The sequence below is a fragment of the Massilia sp. TWP1-3-3 genome, from assembly GCF_049897805.1.
GTDB lineage: Bacteria > Pseudomonadota > Gammaproteobacteria > Burkholderiales > Burkholderiaceae_D > Telluria_A.
This window is the reverse complement of record NZ_JAFCWX010000008.1, coordinates 50,640-69,888: the sequence shown is the minus strand read 5'-3', so window position 1 is coordinate 69,888 and position 19,249 is coordinate 50,640. Positions and strand designations below refer to the sequence as shown.

Below are 19,249 nucleotides of genomic sequence, written 5' to 3'. Positions count from 1 at the left end.
GCTCAAGCGACGCAGGGCACCTCGGGCAAGCCCTGCACGCCGGGCCTGAAGGCGATGGTGGCGCCGGCCCACGCGTCGTCCGGACTCTGGCCGGCACTGATCGAAGTCACCAGCATGGTGTCGAGAGCCGGTCCGCCAAAGCTGCACATGGACGGTTTGGCCATCGGCACGTCGATTCTGCGGTCCAGCCGCCCGTCCGGGGTGAACCGCAAGATGCAGCCGGCGTCGTTTCCGCAGATCCAGTAGCAGCCGTCGGCATCGACCGCGGCGCCGTCGGGCCGCCCGGGATGGTCAAGCATATCGACGAACAGGCGCTGGCGCGAAGGCTCGCCACTGTCCGGATCATAGTCGAACGCCCATATTTTCTGGACCTGCGGATGCGAGTCGGACAAGTACATGGTGCGCCCGTCGGGCGCAAACGCCAGGCCGTTCTGCACCATCAGGCCTGACACAAAAGGCCCTTCCAGGGCGGCTGCGTCCAGACGGTACAACTTGCCCTCGGCCCTGCCCTGCGCCATGTCCATGACCATGGTGCCGCTCCAGAAACGCCCCTGGCGGTCGCACCGCCCATCGTTAAAGCGCATGCCCTCCTCGATTCCAACAGGGCGGGCCAGCACCGCGGCCCTGAGCAGGCCGGCGTCGCCCAAGCCCAGGGCAAACAAACCGCTTTGCATGCCGGCCACCAGGCCGCCGCCGCTGCGGGCGGCCAGGCATGCCACCATCTGGGGCGTGTTCCAGTTGGCGATGGCGCCGCTGGCCGGATTCCAGCGCCAGATGGTGCGCTCCACGATATCGACCCAGTACCAGGCCTGCTCGGCCACGACCCAGAGCGGCGATTCGCCCACCGTGCAGCGTGGTGCCTCTATCCGCTCGATGCGCACGCCGCCCTTCATGCCGACGGCTCGGTAATCACCTGGTAGCGCGGCACCAGGGTTTTCATCACGCACCAGGCCAGCAGATAGGCCACCGCGCAGCCGCTGAACATGATGGTGTAGCCGGTCGATACCTGGCCGAGCGCGCCGTAGTGATCGAACAGCCAGCCGCCGATCTTGGTGATCAACACGCCGCCAAGGCCACCGGCCATGCCCCCGATGCCAACCACCGAAGCGATCGAGCGCTTGGGGAACATGTCGGACACGGTGGTGAACAAGTTGGCCGACCAGGCCTGGTGCGCTGCGGTGCCGATGCCCACCAGCAGGACCGGCACCCAGAAGCTGATGTAGCCGAACGGCTGGGCCAGCAGCACCACCAGCGGGAACAGCGCAATGAGGAACATGGCGCGCATGCGCCCGTCGTAAGGCGAGGCCCCCTTGTTGATGAAATAGGTCGGAAAATAGCCGCCGCCCACGCTGCCGATCATGGTCATGCTGTACAGGATGGCAAGCGGTAACTGGATGTCGGACGACGTCATGCCGTACTGCGCCGACAGGTACTTGGGCAGCCAGAACAGGAAGAACCACCACACGCCGTCCGTCATGAATTTGCCGAAGGCGAAGGCCCAGGTCTGGCGATAGGCGAGCAAGGCAACCCAGCTTAGCGCCAGGCCGGCCGCACCCGCGAGCGCCCCACTGTGGGCGTCGTCGCTGGTGATGTAGGCCAGTTCCGCCTTCGATAGGCGTTTTTGCTGTTCCGGCTTTTCGTAGAACGTGATCCACAGCCCCATCCAGACAAAGCCGATCGCGCCCACCGCCACGAACGCCGCCTGCCAGCCCCACACGGCGGCCAGCAGCGGCACGCAGATCGGCGCCAGCACGGCGCCCACGTTGGCGCCTGAATTGAAAATCCCGGTGGCGAAGGCACGCTCTTTTTTGGGGAAGTATTCGGCCGTGGCTTTGATCGCGGCCGGAAAATTGCCGGCCTCGCCCAGCGCCAGCACGGCCCGCGCGATCATGAAGCCGGCGATCGATACCGGCACTGCCGCCAGGCCCAGCGCGTTCAAGACGGATGCCATGCCGCTGCCCAGGCCGAGCGCGAAGGCATGCATCACCGCCCCGATCGACCAGACAAGAATGGCCAGCACGAAGGCCGCCTTGGTGCCGAGTTTATCGACCACGCGCCCCGCGAACAGCATCGAGATCGCGTACACGAACTGGAACACCGCCGTGATGTTGGCATAGTCCGTATTCGACCAGCCAAACTGCTTGGACAGGTCGGGCGCCAGCAGGCTCAGGACCTGGCGGTCCAGGTAATTGACGGTCGTGGCGAAAAATAACAGCGCGCAGATCGTCCAACGGTAACTGCCCATTCCTTGCTGCTTCATATTGTCTCGTCTTTATTTTATGTTTGCAACGGGAGTGGAAGGTTACGGCGCGCTCGGCACGCCATCCTGCATGCGGGTCAGCCCCAGCGGATTGGCGTCGGCCAGCGCGGGCGGCAGCAGCGCCGCCGGCAGGTTCTGGTAGCACACGGGCCGCAGGAAGCGGTCGATCGCGCCCGCCCCCACCGACGTGCTGCGGCTGTCCGAAGTGGACGGGAAAGGGCCGCCGTGCACCATCGCATGCGCCACTTCGACGCCGGTCGGAAAGCCATTGAACAGGATGCGGCCGGCCTTGCGTTCCAGGACCGGCAGCAGGCGCGCGGCGAGCGCCTGGTCGGCAGGGAGCGCATGCACGGTGGCCGTCAACTGCCCTTCGAGGCGTTGCGCGACCTGCAGCATTTCGGCTTGGTCGTGGCAGCGTACCAGCAGCGAGCAGGGGCCGAACACTTCGTCTTCCAGCGCCGGCGTGGCCATGTAGGTGAGCGCATCGCAGGCATACAGGGCTGCGGTCGCGGCGCAGGAGCCCGCACCGGCCTGGCCAGCGGCGAGCCGGCTTACTCCTTGCAGGGCATCGAGCGTCGCCACGCCGCCCTGGTAGGCCTGGTGGATGCCGGGCGTGAGCATGGTGGCGCCGGCCTTGGCCTGCAGCGCGGCGGCGGCCGCCGCGAAAAAGCGGTCGGTATCGGCGCCGGCAATGGCCAGCACCATGCCAGGGTTGGTGCAGAACTGGCCCGCGCCCATGGTCAGCGAATCGACAAAACCCTGGGCCAGCTCGCCGTTGTCGGCCGCCAGTGCGTGCGGCAGCATGAACACCGGGTTCACGCTGCTCATTTCGGCGTACACGGGAATGGGTTCATGGCGCCCATTGGCCACCCGCACCAGCGCCATGCCGCCCTGGCGCGAACCGGTAAAACCGACCGCCTTGATCGCCGGGTGGGCCACCAGTTGCTGGCCCACGCTGCGCCCTTCGCCGATCACCATCGAAAACACGCCCGCCGGCAGCTGGCACGACGCCACGGCGCGCGCGATGGCGCGCGCCACCAGCTCGGACGTGCCAAGGTGGGCATTGTGGGCCTTGACCACCACCGGGCAGCCGGCCGCCAGCGCAGACGCGGTGTCGCCGCCGCCGACCGAGAACGCCAGTGGAAAATTACTTGCGCCAAATACGGCCACGGGACCGAGGCCAATTTTGCACAGGCGCAGATCGGGCCGCGCGGGCACCCGGTCAGGCAGCGCGCCATCGAGCGTGGCGCCCAAAAAATGGCCGTCGCGAACCACCTTGGCAAACAGGCGCAGCTGGCCGACGGTGCGACCGCGCTCGCCTTCCAGGCGCGCCTGCGGCAAGCCGCTCTCCTGCATCGCGCGTTCGATCAGCTGCGGTCCCAGGTCCAGGATTTCCTGGGCGATCGCTTCCAGAAAGGCGGCCCGTTCGTCCAGCGAAGTGGCGCGGTAGGCGTCGAATGCGGCGTCAGCGAGCGTGCACGCGCGCTCGACGTCGCCGCCACTGGCCAGCCCGAAAGGCGGCGCCAATTCGGCACCGCTGGCCGGGTCGATCGCGCGCACCGTGCCGGCTGCGCCGCGCACTGCGGCCCCCGCAATGATCATGCTGCCATCAAACGCCATCATTGCGGGCCCTGCGTGCTGATCAACGCTTGCAGCATCTCGCATTCGGCCCCGGTCAGGTCGGTCAGCGGCGCGCGCACCGGGCCGGCGTCGTAGCCCACCAGGCGCGCGCCGGCCTTGACGATACTGACCGCGTAGCCGGCCTTGCGGTTGCGAATTTCCAGGTACGGCAGGAAGAAGTCGTCGATCAGGCGGTTGCTGGTGGCCTGGTCGTCAGTGGCAATGGCATGGTAGAAGTCCATCGCCAGCTTGGGCATGAAATTGAAGACGGCCGACGAATACACCGGCACGCCCAGGGCTTTGTAGGCAGCCGCATAGACTTCCGCGGTCGGCAGCCCGCCCAGGTAGCTGAAACGGTCGCCCATGTGGCGCCAGATCGACACCATCAGTTCGACGTCGCCGATGCCGTCCTTGAAGCCGATCAGGTTGGGGCAGCGATCGGCCAGCGTGGCAAGCGAATCGGGCGTCAAGCGGCACTGGCCGCGGTTGTAGACGACCACGCCGATGTCGACCGCCTTGCAGAATTGTTCGACGTGCGCCACCAGGCCATCCTGGCTCGCTTCGGTCAGGTAATGCGGCAGCAGCAGCACGCCCTGTGCGCCGAGACGCTGGGCTTCCTGGCCGAAGGCAATCGCGCTGCGGGTCGGGCCGCCCGCGCCGGCCAGGATCGGCACCTTGCCGCGGCAGGTGTCGACCGCTACCTTGACGACGTCGCTGTACTCCGCATGCGTGAGCGAAAAAAATTCGCCGGTGCCGCCGGCGGCGAACAGCGCGCTGGCGCCGTAGGGCGCGAGCCACTCCAGGCGGCGCGCGTAGGTATCGGCGCGAAAGTCGCCATTGGCGTCGAAGTCGGTGATCGGGAAGGAAAGCAAGCCGGAGGACAGGGTGTGTTTCAATTCTTGAGGATGCATTTCAACTCCAGTGTGGGCGATAGCTAGTAAATGTTGAGTCTGAATATTAAGTCGTACGTCATCGTACAACATAAAATAGACTGCTACAAGATCCTTATGCGAACTATTGCCGTCGTGGTCAAGCGGTCATGGTTTCGTGAGCGCGGCGCAGCCGTTCGCGGCTGTTGCTCAGGTGGGTACGCATGGCAGCGCGCGCGCCTTCGCCATCCTGGCGTTCGATGGCGCGCCAGATCTCTTCGTGCTCATGGTGCACGCGCCGGGTAAACGCGCCTGGCTCATCCTGGGCGAGCTTGGCCGCGTTCACGCGCGCCCTGGGAATGATGGCCGAGCCAAGGTGGGCCAGGATCTCGACGAAATATTTATTGCCGGTTGCCTGGGCGATCAGCAGGTGAAACTGGACGTCGTCGCCGACCGCACCGCCCTGCTCGCCGCTGGCGCGCATGGACTCGACGATGATTCCCAGCTGCGCCGCCTGCTCGTCGGTGCGGCGAGCGGCCGCCAGCGCCGCCGCTTCGGTCTCCAGGCAGATACGCAACTCCAGGATGGCGAGGACGTCGCGCAGGGTGACGATCGTGTCCGATAACAAGCCGCCGGTGGCGGGCGCCGCCTCCAGCACGAAGGTGCCGATCCCATGCCGGGTTTCAACCTGGCCGCTGGCCTGCAAGTGCGAAATGGCTTCGCGCACCACGGTGCGGCTCACGCCATGCAAGGCCATGATGGCCGACTCGGTCGGCAGCTTGTCGCCCGGCTTGAGGATGCCGGAGTGAATGTCGCTGGCGAACTGTTCAATGACGCCTTGGGCGAGGTTGCGGTGTTTCTTGCGTGGCAGGTTCATGGCTGGGCTGAATTGTCGTCAGACCCCAATTATAGCGCCGCCCATGTTGTATGACGACTTACATCCTCTACGCACAAATACTATCGATTCGATGAATACTATCAATTTCCCAAATCAATTGATTTTATCTATCATTCGTTCATACCACTTCACCGGAGAACAGCATGACCACCCAGATCAAGTCAGTCACCATCGAAAACCTCGAAGCCGCTTTTGCCGGCGAATCGATGGCCCACATCAAATACCGCTACTTTGCCAAGCTGGCGCGCGCCGCCGGCGACATCGAAGTTGCCGAAGCATTTGAAGCCACCGCCGACCAGGAAGTTCAACATGCTTTCGGCCACCTTGACCTGCTCTACCCAAAGGACAAGATGACGCCGGCCCGCTCGCTGGAAATTGCGATCGAGGGCGAGACGTACGAATACACCGAGATGTATCCGAAGTTCCGCCACCTGGCCATTGAAGAAGGCAACAGCGCCGCGGTGGCCGAGTACGACGAGCAGATTGAAGAGTCCAAAGTGCACGCCGCCCAGTTCCGCCGCACGCTGGAAATTGCCGCCAAGCGCTTTGCCGCGCTGGCCAATGTCGAAGAGCGCCACGCCAACCACTACAAGGCTGCGCTGGACAAGCTCAACGCCGCCGCCTGAACCATCAACTTACAAGGACCACACCATGAAAACCTATCAGTGCATCGTATGCGGCTTTATCTACGACGAGAGCGTCGGCTTGCCGGGCGAAGGCATCGCCGCCGGCACCCGCTGGAACGACATTCCAGACGACTGGGCCTGCCCGGACTGCGGCGTGGCCAAGTCCGACTTCGACATGGTGGAGCTGTAATATGAACGGGCCCATCGTCATTGTCGGCGCCGGCATGGCCGCGTACGGCGTGGCGCGCGAGCTGCGCAAGCTGGACAAGGCGACGCCCTTGATCATCGTCGCCGGCGACAGCGCCGGCGCGTACGCCAAGCCGATGCTGTCAAACGCCATCGCGCTTGGCAAGGCAGCGCACCAACTGGTTTCGCACAGCGCGGCGCAGATGGCCGCGCAGCTTGATGCGACCGTGCTGGCGCACACCCGGGTGCTGGCGATCGACACCGCCGCGCGCACATTGAGCACCGACCAGGGCGAGGTCGTCTACGGCAAGCTGGTGCTGGCGCTCGGCGCCGATCCGATCCGGCTGCCAATGGCGGGCGACGCGGCTACCGAAGTGCTGTCGGTGAACCATGTGGACGACTATGTGCAGATGCGCGCGCGCCTTGAACAAGTGGGCGAGGCAGCGCGTGTAACGATTATCGGGGCCGGCTTGATAGGCTGCGAATTCGCCGACGACCTGCTCGCCGGCGGGCACCACGTGACGCTGGTCGACCCGAATTTGCAGCCGCTCGGGGCGCTGGCCGCGCCCAGCCTGGCGGCAGGACTGGCGCAAGCCTGGCACGGACGCTCGCTCTCTTTGCGCCTTGGCACGACTGTGGCGGGCGTGGCGCGTACTGCCGACGGTTTACTCGTCACGCTGGCCGATGGTGGCGCAGTGACGGCCGATCTGGTGCTCTCTGCGGTGGGACTGAGGCCGGCAATCGCTCTGGCGCAGGCGGCAGGGCTGGCCACGGGGCGCGGCATCGTGGTCGATGCATACGGAAAAACCAGCGCGGACGGGGTGTATGCGCTGGGCGACTGTGCCGAGTACGCGGGGGTGGGCGTGCTGCCTTACGTGGCGCCGCTGCTGACTGCGGCGCGCGCGATCGCCGCCACGCTGGCGGGCACGCCCACGCCGATCGTGCATAAAAAGGAAGCGGTGATCGTCAAGACGCCGAGCTACAAACTGGCGCTGGCGCCGCCGGCGGCGGGGATCAAAGGCAGCTGGGTCGATGAAATCGATGGGGAGCGCACGATTGCACGTTTTGTCGACGAACAGGGCAAGCTGCACGGGTTCGGGATCTCAGCCCACACGCCGGCGCTGCGCCAAAAGCTGCAGGGTGAAATTGGCTGAATCACCGGGCGACGTGTGGAGCGCTCAAAAACCCAACCTCACATCGTCACTGCGCGCGAGGGGCTCGCCCATCATAGACGGTACAATCAGCCCATGCTCTCTGAATTTGACCTCATCAAACGATACTTCAACCGTCCGCGCCCGGGCCGCGCCACGCTCGGCATCGGCGACGACTGCGCCCTGCTCGCGCCCGCGCCCGGCATGCAGATGGCCATTTCCACCGACATGCTGGTCGAGGGCCGTCACTTTTTTGCCGGCGCCGACGCGCGCATGCTGGGCCACAAATGCATTGCCGTGAACCTGTCGGACCTGGCCGCCATGGGCGCCAAGCCGGTCGCGTTCACGCTGGCGCTGGCGCTGCCGGCGGCCGATCCGGCCTGGCTGGAAGCGTTTTCGGGCGGCCTGTTCGCGCTGGCGGACGCCTTCGATTGCGAACTGATAGGCGGCGACACGACCAAGGGACCGCTGACGATCTGCATCACCGTGTTCGGGGAACTGGCGCCGGGGCACGCGCTGCGGCGCGACGCGGCCAAGGTTGGCGACGACATCTGGATCTCGGGCACGCTCGGTGACGCGCGCCTGGCGCTGGCGTGCTACTGGGATGACTATGCGCTCGACCCAGGGCCGATGGCAATTGCCGCGTCGCGCATGCACACGCCGGCGCCGCGCGTGGCGCTGGGCATGGCGCTGGCCGCCGGGCCGCTGGCGCATGCGGCGATCGATATTTCAGACGGGCTGGTGGGCGACCTGGGGCATATCCTGGCCGCCTCGCAGGTGGGGGCCACGCTCGCTGTCGATGCGCTGCCGGCTGGACCCGTACTGGGGGCGCAGGACGTGAATTTGCGGCGCCGGTTTTGCGCCGCCGGCGGCGATGATTACGAGTTGTGCTTTACGGCGCCGGCGGCCAACCGGGCGGCAATCGTTGCGGCGGCGCTGGCGGCGGGGACGGCGGTGACCAGGGTGGGCAGTATCGACGCTGAACCGGGGCTGCGTTTGGTTGATGGCGGCGGTACGCTGGTGTCGATGGGGCTGGCGGGGTTTGATCACTTCGCGAGCTAGCCACCACATCGTCCTCCCGCACGCGGGACCCGTGGAACGGTTCAACTGAGCAACTGTTCCATGGGTCCCCGCACGTACGCGAGGACGATGTGGGGTGATGCCGCTGTCACAGCGCCGCTTCGGCCCCAGGCTCGCGCGACACCCTGCGCTCGTCGCGCGCGCCGTTTACCAGCCAGTAGTGGTGAAACGCGAGCCGGATATTGTCGCGCAGTTGCGTGTCGTCCCACGGCTTGGTATAGAACCGGTGGATCGCCCCGCGATTGATCGAATCGAGCATCGCTTCAAGCCCGGTATGGCCCGACAGGATAATCCGTATCGTCTCCGGATACAGCTCCTTGACCTTGCTCAGGAACTCGGTGCCGCTCATGTTGGGCATGTGCTGGTCGCACACGATCACTTGCACCTGGTGCAGGGCTAGCAGTTCGAATCCTTCCGCAGGCGACAAGGCCGTCAGAATCCGGTAATTATCGCGCCGGAACAGCCGGTGCAGCGCCGAGAGCACATTGACGTCGTCATCGACCAGCAGCAACGTCTGGCGGCTTGACTCGCTCGCCACTTGCTCCATCGGCAGCGCGCGGTTGGCCAGCAGCATCGCGGCCATCTCCTGCGCCGGCAACGGGCGGCTGAAGTGAAAGCCCTGGATCTCGTCGCAGCGGTGGCGCCGCAAATACACCATCTGCGCGCGCGACTCGACGCCTTCGGCAATCACCGTCATCTTCATGCTGTGCGCCATGCTGATGATCGCCCGCGCGATGGCAGCGTCGTCCGGGTTGACAATGATGTCGCGCACGAAGGCAATGTCGATCTTCAGCTTGTCGATCGGGAAGCGCTTCAAGTAGGCCAGGCTCGAATAGCCGGTGCCGAAATCGTCGATCGCCACCTTGATGCCGAGCTGCTTGAGGTTGTTCAGCACCGCGATGGTGTGTTCGGCGTTCGACATCAGCGCGCTTTCGGTCAGCTCCAGCTCCAGCAGCGCGGGGTCGGCATGGTGGTTGGCGATGGCGGCGCGCACGTCCGCTTCCAGGTCGCCCTCGACGAACTGGCGGCTCGACACATTAACCGCGACCCGCAGTTCGCCCACGCCGTCGGCCACCCACTGCGCCATCTGGCGGCATGCTTCATTGATGACCCACGCGCCGGCGCGCACGATCAGGCCGGTCTGCTCCATCACGGGAATGAATTCGGCCGGGAAGACCAGGCCGTAGCCGGGGCGGTTCCAGCGCAGCAGCGCTTCGGCGCCGCTGATGCGCCCCGTCGACAGGTTGATCTTGGGCTGGTAGTACAGCACGAATTCGTCGTTGTCGAGCGCGCGCCGCAAGGCCAGCTCCAGGTCCAGGCGCGCGAGCACTTGCACGTTCATGCCGGCGGTGAAAAAGCGGTAGCCGTCGCGCCCCGCCTCCTTGGCGCGCACCATGGCCGTGTCGGCGTAGCGCACCAGCGTTTCGGGGTCGGTGGCGTCGTCCGGGTACATGGCGATGCCGATGCTGGTGGTCAGAGCGGCCTGCTGCCCGTGCAGGTCGAACGGGGCGCGCAGCGCTTCGCGCACCTCGTTGGCCACGCCCACCGCATCGACCTGGTCGCGCGCCATGGTGACGATGAGGCCGAACTCGTCGCCGCCCAGGCGCCCCACCGTGTCGCGAATGCGCACGCACTGGACCAAGCGGCTGCTGAACTGGCGCAACAGCTCGTCGCCCAGCGCCGCGCCCACGGAATCGTTGATGATCTTGAAGCGGTCCAGCGCGATGAACAGCACGGCGATGCGCCACTCCTTGTCCTGCGCCAGCTCGATCGCCTCGTGCAGCGTCTGGAAGAACAAGGTGCGGTTGGGCAGGCCGGTCAGGCTGTCGTAGCTGGCCAGGTGCTTGAGGCGCTGCTGCGCCAGCTGGCGCTCGCTGATGTCGCGCGCCACGGCTATGAGCATGCGCTGGGCGCCCAGCGTCTGCACCTGCCAGTAGGTCTCCACCGGCACCAAGGTCTGGTCGGCGCGCGTGAGCCGGCCTTCCACCAGATCCGGTTCGGCGTCGCCGGCCGCGCCGCGCGCGTCCTGCAGCGTCAGGTCAAGGGGGCAGGACAGGCCGAACTGCGCCGGCGCGATCGCCAGCAGCGCCGCACGCTCGTGGCCCAGCATGCGGCAGGCGCCTTCGTTGACGTCGATCAGCGCCATGCCGGCGCCGTCGATCAGGAAGATGGCGTCGGCGGTGGCATCCATGGCGCTGCGAAAGCGCTGCAGTTCGGCGGTGCGTTCGCGCACTGTCTGCTCGAGCAGCGCGCCGTAGTCGCATGCCGCGCGGTGCATCAGGCGCACTTCGAGCATGTTGCGAATGCGGGTGAGCACCTCGACCGGCTCGAACGGCTTGCCGACAAAATCGCGCGCGCCGGCGTCGAGCGCCTGCAGCTTTTTGTCCGGTTCGGCCGTCACCACCAGCACCGGCAGGTAAGAGCCGGTCTCGATCGGCTTGAGCGCCTCCATGACTTCAAAGCCGTTCATGCCGGGCATGTGCAGGTCGAGGATGATTAGGTCGTAGCGGTGCTGTTGATGCAGGGCCGCCACCGTCAGCGAATCGGTGGTGCTGCTCACGTTGGTGTAGCCGGTGTTGACCAGCAGGTATTCGAGCAGCTGCACATTAACGGCCTGGTCGTCGACGATCAGGATCGCGGCGGCGTGAATGTCGGCCTGGGTGATCATGATTGCCCCCGCAGCTGTTGGCCGCGCAGCGCGTCGAGCATGGCCAGCGTGCTGTCGATCGCGTCGTTCAATTCGTCGATGTTGATCGGCTTGGTGAGGTAGCGGTAAAAGCCCGCCTCCAGGCCCCGCTCCACGTCGCGCGGCATGGCGTTGGCGGTTAGCGCCAGCACCGGAATGTGGCTGGTGGCCGGGTCGCGCCGCAGTTCCTGCAAGGCGTCGATGCCGCTCATGCCGGGCAGGTTGATGTCCATCAGAATCAGGCGCGGCTGGTGGGCCTTCGCCATGTCGATGCCCAGGTGGGCGTCGGGCGCGGCGAGCAGCTGCAGGTCGCTGCGAAAGGCGACGATCTCCTGCACCAGCTTGAGGTTGGCGCGATTGTCTTCCACGTACAGCAGCGTGTGAACAGCGCCGGGGCCGGTGGGAGCCTGGCGCCGCTCCAGCGCCAGCATGGTGGCGCTGGGCTGCGCCGAAGCGGCCGGCTCGGCCAACCCAAGCTCGATCCAGAACAGCGTGCCCACGCCGACGCTGCTCGAGACGCCAATCGCCCCTTTCATCAGTTCGACCAGCCGGCGCGTGACGACCAGGCCGATGCCGGTGCCCTCTTCGCCGCTGTTTTCCTGGCCCAGCCGGTTGAACGGCTGGAACAGCGCGGCTACCTGGTCGCTCTGCAAACCGTGGCCGGTGTCCTGCACCGCCAGGCGCACCCGCCCCGGCCCGGCAGAGGTGCAGCTAAAGACCACGGCGCCCAGGTCGCGGTTGTACTTGACCGCGTTCGACAGCAAATTGAGCAGCACCTGCTTGAGGCGGGTACGGTCGGCCAGCACCACCGCGCCGGTGGCGTCCGGGAACAGCATGCGGATCTGGCGCGCGCGCGCCAGCGGTTCGATCATGCCGCGGCATTCGTCCAGCATGTCGTCTAACGCCACCGGTTCCATCGACAGCGTGACGGTGCCCGATTCGACCTTGGCCAGATCGAGGATTTCGTTGATCAAGGTGAGCAGATGGCGGCCGGACTTGAGCACATGGCTGGCGAACTCCTTTTTTTGCGCCAGCGTCGTGGGCAGCGTGTCGGACGTCAATATCTGGGTAAAGCCCAGGATGGCGTTGAGCGGCGTGCGCAGTTCGTGGCTCATGGACGACAGGAAGGCCGACTTGGCGGCGCTGGCACTGTTGGCCGCAGCCATGGCCACTTCAAGCTCCTGGTTGATCATTTCCAGCTGCATGGTGCGCTCCTGGACGCGCCCCTCCAACTGCTCGTTTAGCCGCATTACTTCCTGCTGCGCGCGCGCGATGGCGTCGTTGGACTGCTCGAGCGCGCCGGTGCGCGTCTCGATTTCGGTCAGCATGGCATTGAAGGAGTCGACCAGTTCGCCCGCTTCGTCGTCGCTGATGCGGCGCGCGCGGCGCGAATAGTCGCGCGTGGCGACGACGTCGCGCGCCACTTCGGTGATCGAGGAAATGGGCGCCGTCAAAAACCGCCCCAGGCGGCGCGTGAGCAGCCATGCGATCAGCAGCGCCAGCAGCGTGACGCCGAGCGCGACGAGCAGATAGTCGATGGCGCGCGCAACGAGCGTGTATTCGGCGTTTAGGTACACGGTGCCGAGCAGCTCGCCGTTTTCGTACACCCGCTTGTAGACCAGCAGCGAATCACCAACAACGCGCGCGCCCTCGAGCCGCATTTGCGCCGGCTGCGCGTGGCGCGGCAGCGGGCGCTGGTCGCCCGGCGCGGCGTAAGCGGCGAACAGCTTGCCCTGCGCGTCATACAGCGCGCCGGCGCGCACGGCCGGGCGGATGCGCAGCAGCGCCAGGTTGTCGCTGGCCAGCTTGACATCGTCAAAGGCGAGCGCGGAAGCGGTCATGCGGCCGAGCAGCTCGGCCTGGGTCGACATGTCGGCCAGCAGCGCCCGATGGTAGGCGCGCAGGTCGTACGCCATCAGCGCGCTGATCGATACGACCAGCGCGGCAAGCGTGGCCAGCAACACCACGGCCACCAGCTTTTGGCGGATCGAGCGCAGCGTGATCATGCCTTGACCCAGGCAAGCGGGGCCGGCGGGGGTGGTTCCCCCATGGGAACCAGGATCGGACGATCTGGCGGCATGTTGGTCCAAAAAAAGGATGGGGCAATGTTCTTACCCCTACGCAATTAGAGGATAGCAGCCTCGAGCAACGAAGTGGCGCACGGCAGATACTCTTATTTGTCGCATATCAATGCGCCCAGCCCGGTGCTGTGCTGTCCAGCTTGACTATTGCCCACAATTACATAAGGATCAGGGGACAGTTTTCGCCCCTGCATGGTAAAGTAGAATTGAAGGCCCAGGCCGCAGCCGCGCCCAATTTCACCCGACGACCGACCTCAAGGAGCAACACGTGACGAACGACATTATCGACTTGGCCGCACAGGTGGGCCGCGCCCTGCAAGCGAAGGGGCTGCTGCTGGCCACGGCCGAATCTTGCACCGGGGGCGGAGTCGCCCAGGCGATCACGGAAGTGGCCGGCTCGACCGGCTGGTTCGACTGCGGCTTCATTGCCTACTCCAACGCCTCGAAGACCGAAATGCTGGACGTGTCGGCGGCGCTGATAGCGCAGCTGGGCACGGTAAGCGAAGAAGTGGCCGCCGCCATGGCCAAGGGTGCGCTGGCCAACAGCAACGCGCACGTGGCGCTGTCGACCACGGGCATCGCCGGCCCCACCGGCGCGGTGCCGGGCAAGCCGGTCGGCACGGTGTGCTTTGGCTGGACCCGCGGCGACTCGACCTATACCGAGCGCCTGGTGTTCGCGGGCGACCGCCAGTCGGTGCGCGAGCAGACGGTGGTGCATGCCCTCAAGGGACTGCTCCGCTTCGTTGAATAGCCTGACGCGCGGTCCGTTGCGATCCCTATTTTCCTGGGGCTGGCCGCTGGCGGCGGCCTGCATGGCGCTGGCGCCGGGCTGCCAGGCGCGTCAGGCGCCCAAGGCCCCTACCGTGCCTACCGTGCCTACCGTGCACACCGTCTACGCGGCCGGCGACATTGCCTGGTGCGAGAAAAAACCCGCCTTGCTGTCGGACGCCAACGACACCGCAAAATTGGTCGAGAGGGGTCTTGCGGCCAGCCGGGACGCGTCGGTCCTGCTGCTGGGCGACAACGTCTACCAGCGCGGCACGGCGCGCGAATTTCACGACTGCTACCAGCCCACCTGGGGCCGCTTCAAGGCGCGCACCTGGCCGTCCCCCGGCAACCATGAATACGCCACGCCCGGCGCAAAGGGCTATTTCGACTACTTTGGCAACGCGGCCGGTATCGGCTACTACAGCGTGGAACTGGGCGCCTGGCATGTGATATCGCTCAACAGCAACCTGAGCGGCGCGGCCCAGCAGGCGCAACTGGCCTGGCTGGAGAAGGACTTGGCCGGCAGCCGGACCCGCTGCACCCTCGCCTACTGGCACCACCCCCTGTATAGTTCCGGCTGGCACGGCAGCATTGCGGTGATGCGGCCGGCCTGGGCCTTGCTGTACGAGGCGGGCGCCGAACTGGTGCTGTCGGGCCATGACCACATCTACGAACGCTTCCTGCCGCAAGACGCCAACGGCAAGCTCGACGAAGAGCGCGGCATCCGCCAGTTCGTGGTCGGCACGGGCGGCGCGTACTACACGCCGTTCAAGTTCCCAATTGAGAACAGCAAAGTGCGCGACAATAGCCGCTTTGGCGTACTGAAACTGGTGTTGCGGGAAGACAGCTACACCTGGGAATTTTTGGAAGCATCGTATGACGGCTTCCCGAACGGGCAACAAGCCGATCGCGGCGAAGGCAAGTGCCACTAAACATACGGGAGCAATAGATGCACAACACGGTACACTTCATTCTCCAGGGTAAGGGCGGCATCGGCAAGACGCTGGTCTCCACCATCCTGGCGCAATGGCTGGCGGGCAAGGACGCGCAGCGCCTGCGCTGCTACGACACCGACCAGGAAAACGCCACCTTCTCGCGCTACAAGGCGATGGATGTGAAACACGTGCCCGTGATGACCGACGCGCGCACCATCGACCCCAAGCGCTTCGACGCGCTGATGATCGACATCCTGGAGGAAGAAGGCAACTGCGTGATCGACAATGGCGCCAATACTTTTTCGCCGCTGATGGGCTACCTGCTCGAAAACGATTGCTTCGACCTACTGCAAGAATCCGGGCGCAAGGTCTACATCCACTGCATCGTGGGCGGCGGCGACACGCTGCACGACACGGCCATGGGCTTTGTGTCGACCGCCAAGTCGACCAGCGTGCCGCTGGTGCTGTGGGAGAACGAGCATTTTGGCCTGCTGCAGTCGGGCACCGGCAAAGTGTTTACCGAGTCGCAGACCTACGCCGACAATGCGGCGCGCGTGGTGGGCCGCGTGGTGCTGGCGCAGCGCAATGCCGACACCTTCGGGGCCGACATCAAGAAGATGAATATCGCGCGCATGACCGCCGCCGAAGTGCGCGAAAGCGAAAAATTTAACGTGATGGAAAAGCAGCGCATCAAGGTCGTGTTCCGCGACCTGTTCGAGCAACTCGACAAAGTGCAGTGGTAAGACGATGGACCAGCAAAAACTGCGCACGCTGGTGTTTGAAAAGACCGGCGTCAGGATCGACATCGACGACCCGATTTTCGCCCTCGTCGCCCTGAACGAAGCGGTGCTGGCCGAAGCGGTGGAGCGCCACGTGGCGCTGCTCGACGACGCCACCGCCGACCTGGCCGAGCAGGCAGACGCCCTGCTGGCCGCCGGCAGCGTGTGCCGCTATGGCGCCGGAGAACGGCCATTGGCCACACCCGCCACGCCGCTCATGCCACTCACTCCCGCTGTCGCGCCGCCGCTGGCGGAAAAACGCTTGATAGCGCTGGCCGGTGGCGCTGCCGTTCTGTGCGCGCTGCTGGTGCTGGCCGGGCAGGCGTTGCTGTTGAAGCCACCGGCCGCCCTGCCCTCGACCGTGATTGCAAAAGAGCTCACGCCCGAGCAGGCGCTGGCCATTCGCCACGGCGAAAAACTCAACAAAATCGTCCAGAAACTGGACCCTAAAACCCGTAACGCCATTCTGGCGGAGATGCAAAAACCTTGACCATGTCTTCACTTAATCTGCTGGCGGTGCCCGCCCTGGTGCTCTCGCTGGGCGCCATGACCGGCGCTGCCGCCGCGCCCAAACTGGCGATCGAAAAATACACGCTGCCCAACGGCCTGGAAGTGATCCTGGTCGAAGACCGCAAGCTGCCGCTGGTGGCCGTCAACATCTGGTACCACGTGGGCCCGGCCAACGAAGCGCCCGGCCTGACCGGCTTTGCGCACCTGTTCGAGCACATGATGTTTGCCGCCACCAAGCACGCGCCGCGCGGGCTGGTGGACCAGCTGATGGAAGGCGCCGGCGCCACCGACTCGAACGGCAGCACCGACTTTGACCGCACCAACTACTACGACACGCTGCCGTCGAACCAGCTGGAGCTGGCGCTGTGGGCGCACGCGGACCGCATGGGCTACCTGCTCGACGTGCTGGACCAGAAGGCGCTGACCAACCAGCAGGACGTGGTGCGCAACGAGCGGCGCGAGAGCATCGAGAACCATCCGTACGGGATCGTCGAAGAAGCGCTGTTTGCGAACCTGTTCCCCAAGACGCACCCGTATCACGCCAACATCATGGGTTCGCACGCCGACATCCAGAGCGCCAGGCTGGCCGACGTGCGCGACTTCTTCACCCGCTATTACGCGCCCAACAACGCCAGCCTGGTGATCGCCGGCGACATCGACAAGGCCGGCGCGCGGGCGCTGGTGGCCAAATACTTCGGCACTTTCAAGCGCGGCGCCGACGTCGCCAAGCCGAACGTCGCCACGCCTGTCATCACGGCCGAGCGACGCGTGACGGTGGCCGACCGGGTCGAGCTTGAGCGCGTGATCATCGGCTACCTCACCACGCCGGCCTACCAGCCGGACGACGCCGAGCTGTCAATCGCCGCCCAGATCCTGGCCGGCGGCAAGGCCAGCCGGCTGTACAAGGCGCTGGTGTACGACAAGCAGCTGGCGCAAGACGTGAGTGCATCGCAACACGGCTATGCGCTGTCGTCCGTGTTCGAGATCGACGTCACCGCGCGCCCGGGGCACAGCGCGCAAGAAATTGAAACGGCGATTGATGCCGAACTCGATGCCCTGATCAAGACCGGGCCGAGCGAACAGGAAGTGCAGCGCGCCCAGTATGCGATTGAAACGTCGCTGCTCACCTCCGTGGAAAAAATCGGCGGCGACGGCCTGGCCGACATCGTCAACGAATACAACCAGTACACGGGCGAGCCGGACTACCTGGCCAAGGACCTGGAGCGCTACCGGCGCGTGACGCCGGCCGACGTGCAGCGCGTGCTCGCTGCGCAGCTGCGCAAGAACGCGCGCGTGGTGGTGCATGGCGTGCCGGGCACGCCGGTGCTGGCGCCCGAGGTGCCGGTCACCAAGCCAAAGGACAAGCCGCCCAAGGCCACCGGCACCAATGCCGACGAAGCCTGGCGCCACCAGGTGCCCAAGGCCGGGCCGGCGCCGCGCATCACGCTGCCGGCGGCGCAATCGTTCAAGCTGGCCAACGGCATGACGGTGATCCATCACCACAACCCGGCGCTGCCGCTGGTGGCGGCCGAATTGATCGTGCGCGCGGGCGCCAGCGCCAATCCGCCGGCGCAGCCCGGCCTTGCCGGCTTTACCGCGGCCATGCTCGATGAAGGCACGGCCAGCCGCAGCGCGCCGCAGATCGCCGAGGAACTGGCGCAGCTGGGCGCGGCGATCGGCATTTCAAGCGGCGCGGAAAGCACGCGCATCTCGTTCCTGTCGCTCAAGGCCAATTTTGCCGGCACGCTGGCAATTGCCGCCGACCTGCTACGCAATCCCGCTTTCCCCGAGGTGGAAGTGGAGCGCCAGCGCAGCAGCCGGCTGGCTGAATTGACCCAGCATGGCGAAGATGCGTCGGCCGTCGCCGATCTGGTCGCCCTGAACGTACTGTACGGGCCGCAGCATCCGTTCGGCCATGGCGAACTGGGAATCGAGGCCGCGATCGCCGCGACCACGCGCGCCGATCTGGCCGGCTTCTGGCAGCGCCACTACCTGCCCAATAATGCGGCACTGGTGCTCTCGGGCGACCTGACGCAAGCCGAGGCGCAGGCGCTGGCCGAGGCATCGTTCGGCAGCTGGAAGGCCGGCGCGCTGACGGCGAACGTGGCCGCAGCGGCGGTGACGACCAAGGCCAACGTGGTGCTGGTGCACAAGGCCGATGCGACCCAGACGGCACTGCAGGTAACGCTGCTGGGACCCGACCGCAAGACGCCGGACTTTGCGCCGCTGGAAGTGATGAACGCGGCGCTGGGCGGCTTGTTCACGAGCCGCATCAACAACAAGCTGCGCGAAGAAAAAGGGTATAGCTACGGCGTGTTTTCGCAGTTCGACTACCGCCGCACGGCGGGCCCGTTCGACATCGCCGGCAGCGTGCGCACCAATGCGACCGGCGCTTCGGTGGCCGAGATCATGAAGGAAGTCAAGGCGATGCGCGAGCACCCGCTGCCGGCGGGGGAACTGGACAACGCGAAAAATGCACAGGTGCTGTCGCTGCCGGGCCACTTCGACACCAATGAAGGCGTGGGCGCGAGCCTGGCCGGCTTGTTCGTGTACGACCTGCCGCTCGATTATTACAGTACGCTGGCGCAGCAGTTTTCGACCGTGACGGCGGCGCAGGTGCAGGACGCGGCCCGCAAATACCTGGTGCCGGAAAAACTGGTGGTGGTGGCGGTGGGCGACCGCAAGAAGATCGAACCGCAGCTGAAAAAGCTGAAATTGGGGACGATCGAAGTACGTGGGGTGGACGGCAAGGTGCGTTAAGGGGCCGCGCTTGCCTGATGATCTATAATGACTTTTCAGC

Annotated in this window: 16 protein-coding genes; 9 read left to right on the top strand and 7 right to left on the bottom strand. The window is 65.6% G+C overall.

Translation table 11 applies throughout. From position 1 onward, the window contains the following. Positions 1-2: 2 nt before the first annotated feature. The 5 genes from ACP7D4_RS09910 to ACP7D4_RS09890 form a co-directional block, all read right to left on the bottom strand. Positions 3-893, bottom strand: coding sequence for an SMP-30/gluconolactonase/LRE family protein (locus tag ACP7D4_RS09910; protein ID WP_426106074.1), 891 nt, complete (start codon positions 891-893; stop codon positions 3-5). Continuing rightward, a complete protein-coding gene (locus ACP7D4_RS09905; RefSeq protein WP_426208898.1) occupies positions 890-2,260 on the bottom strand; it encodes an MFS transporter in 1,371 nt (456 codons plus the stop codon). Before ACP7D4_RS09905 ends, ACP7D4_RS09910 begins: the two co-directional genes overlap by 4 nt. A 42-nt stretch (positions 2,261-2,302) precedes the next feature. Continuing rightward, positions 2,303-3,880, bottom strand: coding sequence for an aldehyde dehydrogenase (NADP(+)) (locus ACP7D4_RS09900; protein ID WP_426209021.1), 1,578 nt, complete (start codon positions 3,878-3,880; stop codon positions 2,303-2,305). Next, on the bottom strand, positions 3,880-4,791 hold the full coding sequence (gene kdgD, locus ACP7D4_RS09895; RefSeq protein ID WP_426208896.1) for a 5-dehydro-4-deoxyglucarate dehydratase: 912 nt from the start codon (positions 4,789-4,791) through the stop codon (positions 3,880-3,882). The genes ACP7D4_RS09900 and kdgD overlap by 1 nt, the downstream gene beginning before the upstream one ends. A gap of 118 nt (positions 4,792-4,909) precedes the next feature. Beyond that, entirely contained in the window at positions 4,910-5,626 is a 717-nt protein-coding gene (locus ACP7D4_RS09890; RefSeq protein WP_426106078.1) for a FadR/GntR family transcriptional regulator, read from the bottom strand. Positions 5,627-5,790: 164 nt separating this feature from the next. On the opposite strand from ACP7D4_RS09890, the gene ACP7D4_RS09885 reads away from it, so the two are divergent. From ACP7D4_RS09885 to thiL, 4 genes are all read left to right on the top strand, one after another. After that, positions 5,791-6,273, top strand: a complete 483-nt coding sequence (locus tag ACP7D4_RS09885) for a rubrerythrin family protein (protein WP_426208894.1) — start codon at positions 5,791-5,793, stop codon at positions 6,271-6,273. Positions 6,274-6,298: 25 nt separating this feature from the next. Further along, positions 6,299-6,463, top strand: a complete 165-nt coding sequence (locus ACP7D4_RS09880) for a rubredoxin (protein ID WP_426106081.1) — start codon at positions 6,299-6,301, stop codon at positions 6,461-6,463. Position 6,464: 1 nt separating this feature from the next. After that, on the top strand, positions 6,465-7,613 hold the full coding sequence (locus tag ACP7D4_RS09875; RefSeq protein ID WP_426208892.1) for an FAD-dependent oxidoreductase: 1,149 nt from the start codon (positions 6,465-6,467) through the stop codon (positions 7,611-7,613). Between the two features lie 93 nt (positions 7,614-7,706). After that, on the top strand, positions 7,707-8,672 hold the full coding sequence (thiL, locus tag ACP7D4_RS09870) for a thiamine-phosphate kinase (protein WP_426208890.1): 966 nt from the start codon (positions 7,707-7,709) through the stop codon (positions 8,670-8,672). Positions 8,673-8,778: 106 nt separating this feature from the next. Here thiL and ACP7D4_RS09865 read toward each other — a convergent pair whose 3' ends face one another. Next, positions 8,779-11,358: an EAL domain-containing protein gene (locus ACP7D4_RS09865; RefSeq protein WP_426208889.1), complete on the bottom strand. Its 2,580-nt coding sequence runs from the start codon at positions 11,356-11,358 to the stop codon at positions 8,779-8,781. Then, positions 11,355-13,382, bottom strand: coding sequence for a response regulator (locus ACP7D4_RS09860; RefSeq protein ID WP_426208887.1), 2,028 nt, complete (start codon positions 13,380-13,382; stop codon positions 11,355-11,357). Before ACP7D4_RS09860 ends, ACP7D4_RS09865 begins: the two co-directional genes overlap by 4 nt. Positions 13,383-13,725: 343 nt before the next feature. Here ACP7D4_RS09860 and ACP7D4_RS09855 point away from each other — a divergent pair, with 343 nt between their 5' ends. Genes ACP7D4_RS09855 through ACP7D4_RS09835 form a run of 5 tightly spaced genes read left to right on the top strand, consistent with a single transcriptional unit; the run spans position 13,726 to position 19,209 of the window. Beyond that, positions 13,726-14,208, top strand: coding sequence for a CinA family protein (locus ACP7D4_RS09855; protein ID WP_426106089.1), 483 nt, complete (start codon positions 13,726-13,728; stop codon positions 14,206-14,208). 16 nt (positions 14,209-14,224) lie between these two features. Further along, positions 14,225-15,157, top strand: coding sequence for a metallophosphoesterase family protein (locus ACP7D4_RS09850; RefSeq protein WP_426208885.1), 933 nt, complete (start codon positions 14,225-14,227; stop codon positions 15,155-15,157). A gap of 17 nt (positions 15,158-15,174) precedes the next feature. Beyond that, positions 15,175-15,903, top strand: a complete 729-nt coding sequence (locus ACP7D4_RS09845; RefSeq protein WP_426208883.1) for a hypothetical protein — start codon at positions 15,175-15,177, stop codon at positions 15,901-15,903. A 4-nt stretch (positions 15,904-15,907) separates the two neighbouring features. Then, the gene (locus ACP7D4_RS09840) at positions 15,908-16,429 is read left to right on the top strand and encodes a hypothetical protein (protein WP_426208881.1); all 522 of its coding nucleotides are present in this window, start codon (positions 15,908-15,910) and stop codon (positions 16,427-16,429) included. Positions 16,430-16,431: 2 nt separating this feature from the next. Then, positions 16,432-19,209: a M16 family metallopeptidase gene (locus tag ACP7D4_RS09835; RefSeq protein WP_426208879.1), complete on the top strand. Its 2,778-nt coding sequence runs from the start codon at positions 16,432-16,434 to the stop codon at positions 19,207-19,209. The last annotated feature ends 40 nt before the right edge of the window (positions 19,210-19,249 follow it).

Excerpts from the sequence above, each read along its gene's own strand:
- ACP7D4_RS09910 (WP_426106074.1), bottom strand. The coding sequence starts at position 893 with ATGAAGGGCGGCGTGCGCATCGAGCGGATAGAGGCACCACGCTGCACG.
- ACP7D4_RS09905 (WP_426208898.1), bottom strand. The coding sequence starts at position 2,260 with ATGAAGCAGCAAGGAATGGGCAGTTACCGTTGGACGATCTGCGCGCTG.
- ACP7D4_RS09900 (WP_426209021.1), bottom strand. The coding sequence starts at position 3,880 with ATGGCGTTTGATGGCAGCATGATCATTGCGGGGGCCGCAGTGCGCGGC.
- kdgD (WP_426208896.1), bottom strand. The coding sequence starts at position 4,791 with ATGCATCCTCAAGAATTGAAACACACCCTGTCCTCCGGCTTGCTTTCC.
- ACP7D4_RS09890 (WP_426106078.1), bottom strand. The coding sequence starts at position 5,626 with ATGAACCTGCCACGCAAGAAACACCGCAACCTCGCCCAAGGCGTCATT.
- ACP7D4_RS09885 (WP_426208894.1), top strand. The coding sequence starts at position 5,791 with ATGACCACCCAGATCAAGTCAGTCACCATCGAAAACCTCGAAGCCGCT.
- ACP7D4_RS09880 (WP_426106081.1), top strand. The coding sequence starts at position 6,299 with ATGAAAACCTATCAGTGCATCGTATGCGGCTTTATCTACGACGAGAGC.
- ACP7D4_RS09875 (WP_426208892.1), top strand. The coding sequence starts at position 6,465 with ATGAACGGGCCCATCGTCATTGTCGGCGCCGGCATGGCCGCGTACGGC.
- thiL (WP_426208890.1), top strand. The coding sequence starts at position 7,707 with ATGCTCTCTGAATTTGACCTCATCAAACGATACTTCAACCGTCCGCGC.
- ACP7D4_RS09865 (WP_426208889.1), bottom strand. The coding sequence starts at position 11,358 with ATGATCACCCAGGCCGACATTCACGCCGCCGCGATCCTGATCGTCGAC.
- ACP7D4_RS09860 (WP_426208887.1), bottom strand. The coding sequence starts at position 13,382 with ATGATCACGCTGCGCTCGATCCGCCAAAAGCTGGTGGCCGTGGTGTTG.
- ACP7D4_RS09845 (WP_426208883.1), top strand. The coding sequence starts at position 15,175 with ATGCACAACACGGTACACTTCATTCTCCAGGGTAAGGGCGGCATCGGC.
- ACP7D4_RS09840 (WP_426208881.1), top strand. The coding sequence starts at position 15,908 with ATGGACCAGCAAAAACTGCGCACGCTGGTGTTTGAAAAGACCGGCGTC.
- ACP7D4_RS09835 (WP_426208879.1), top strand. The coding sequence starts at position 16,432 with ATGTCTTCACTTAATCTGCTGGCGGTGCCCGCCCTGGTGCTCTCGCTG.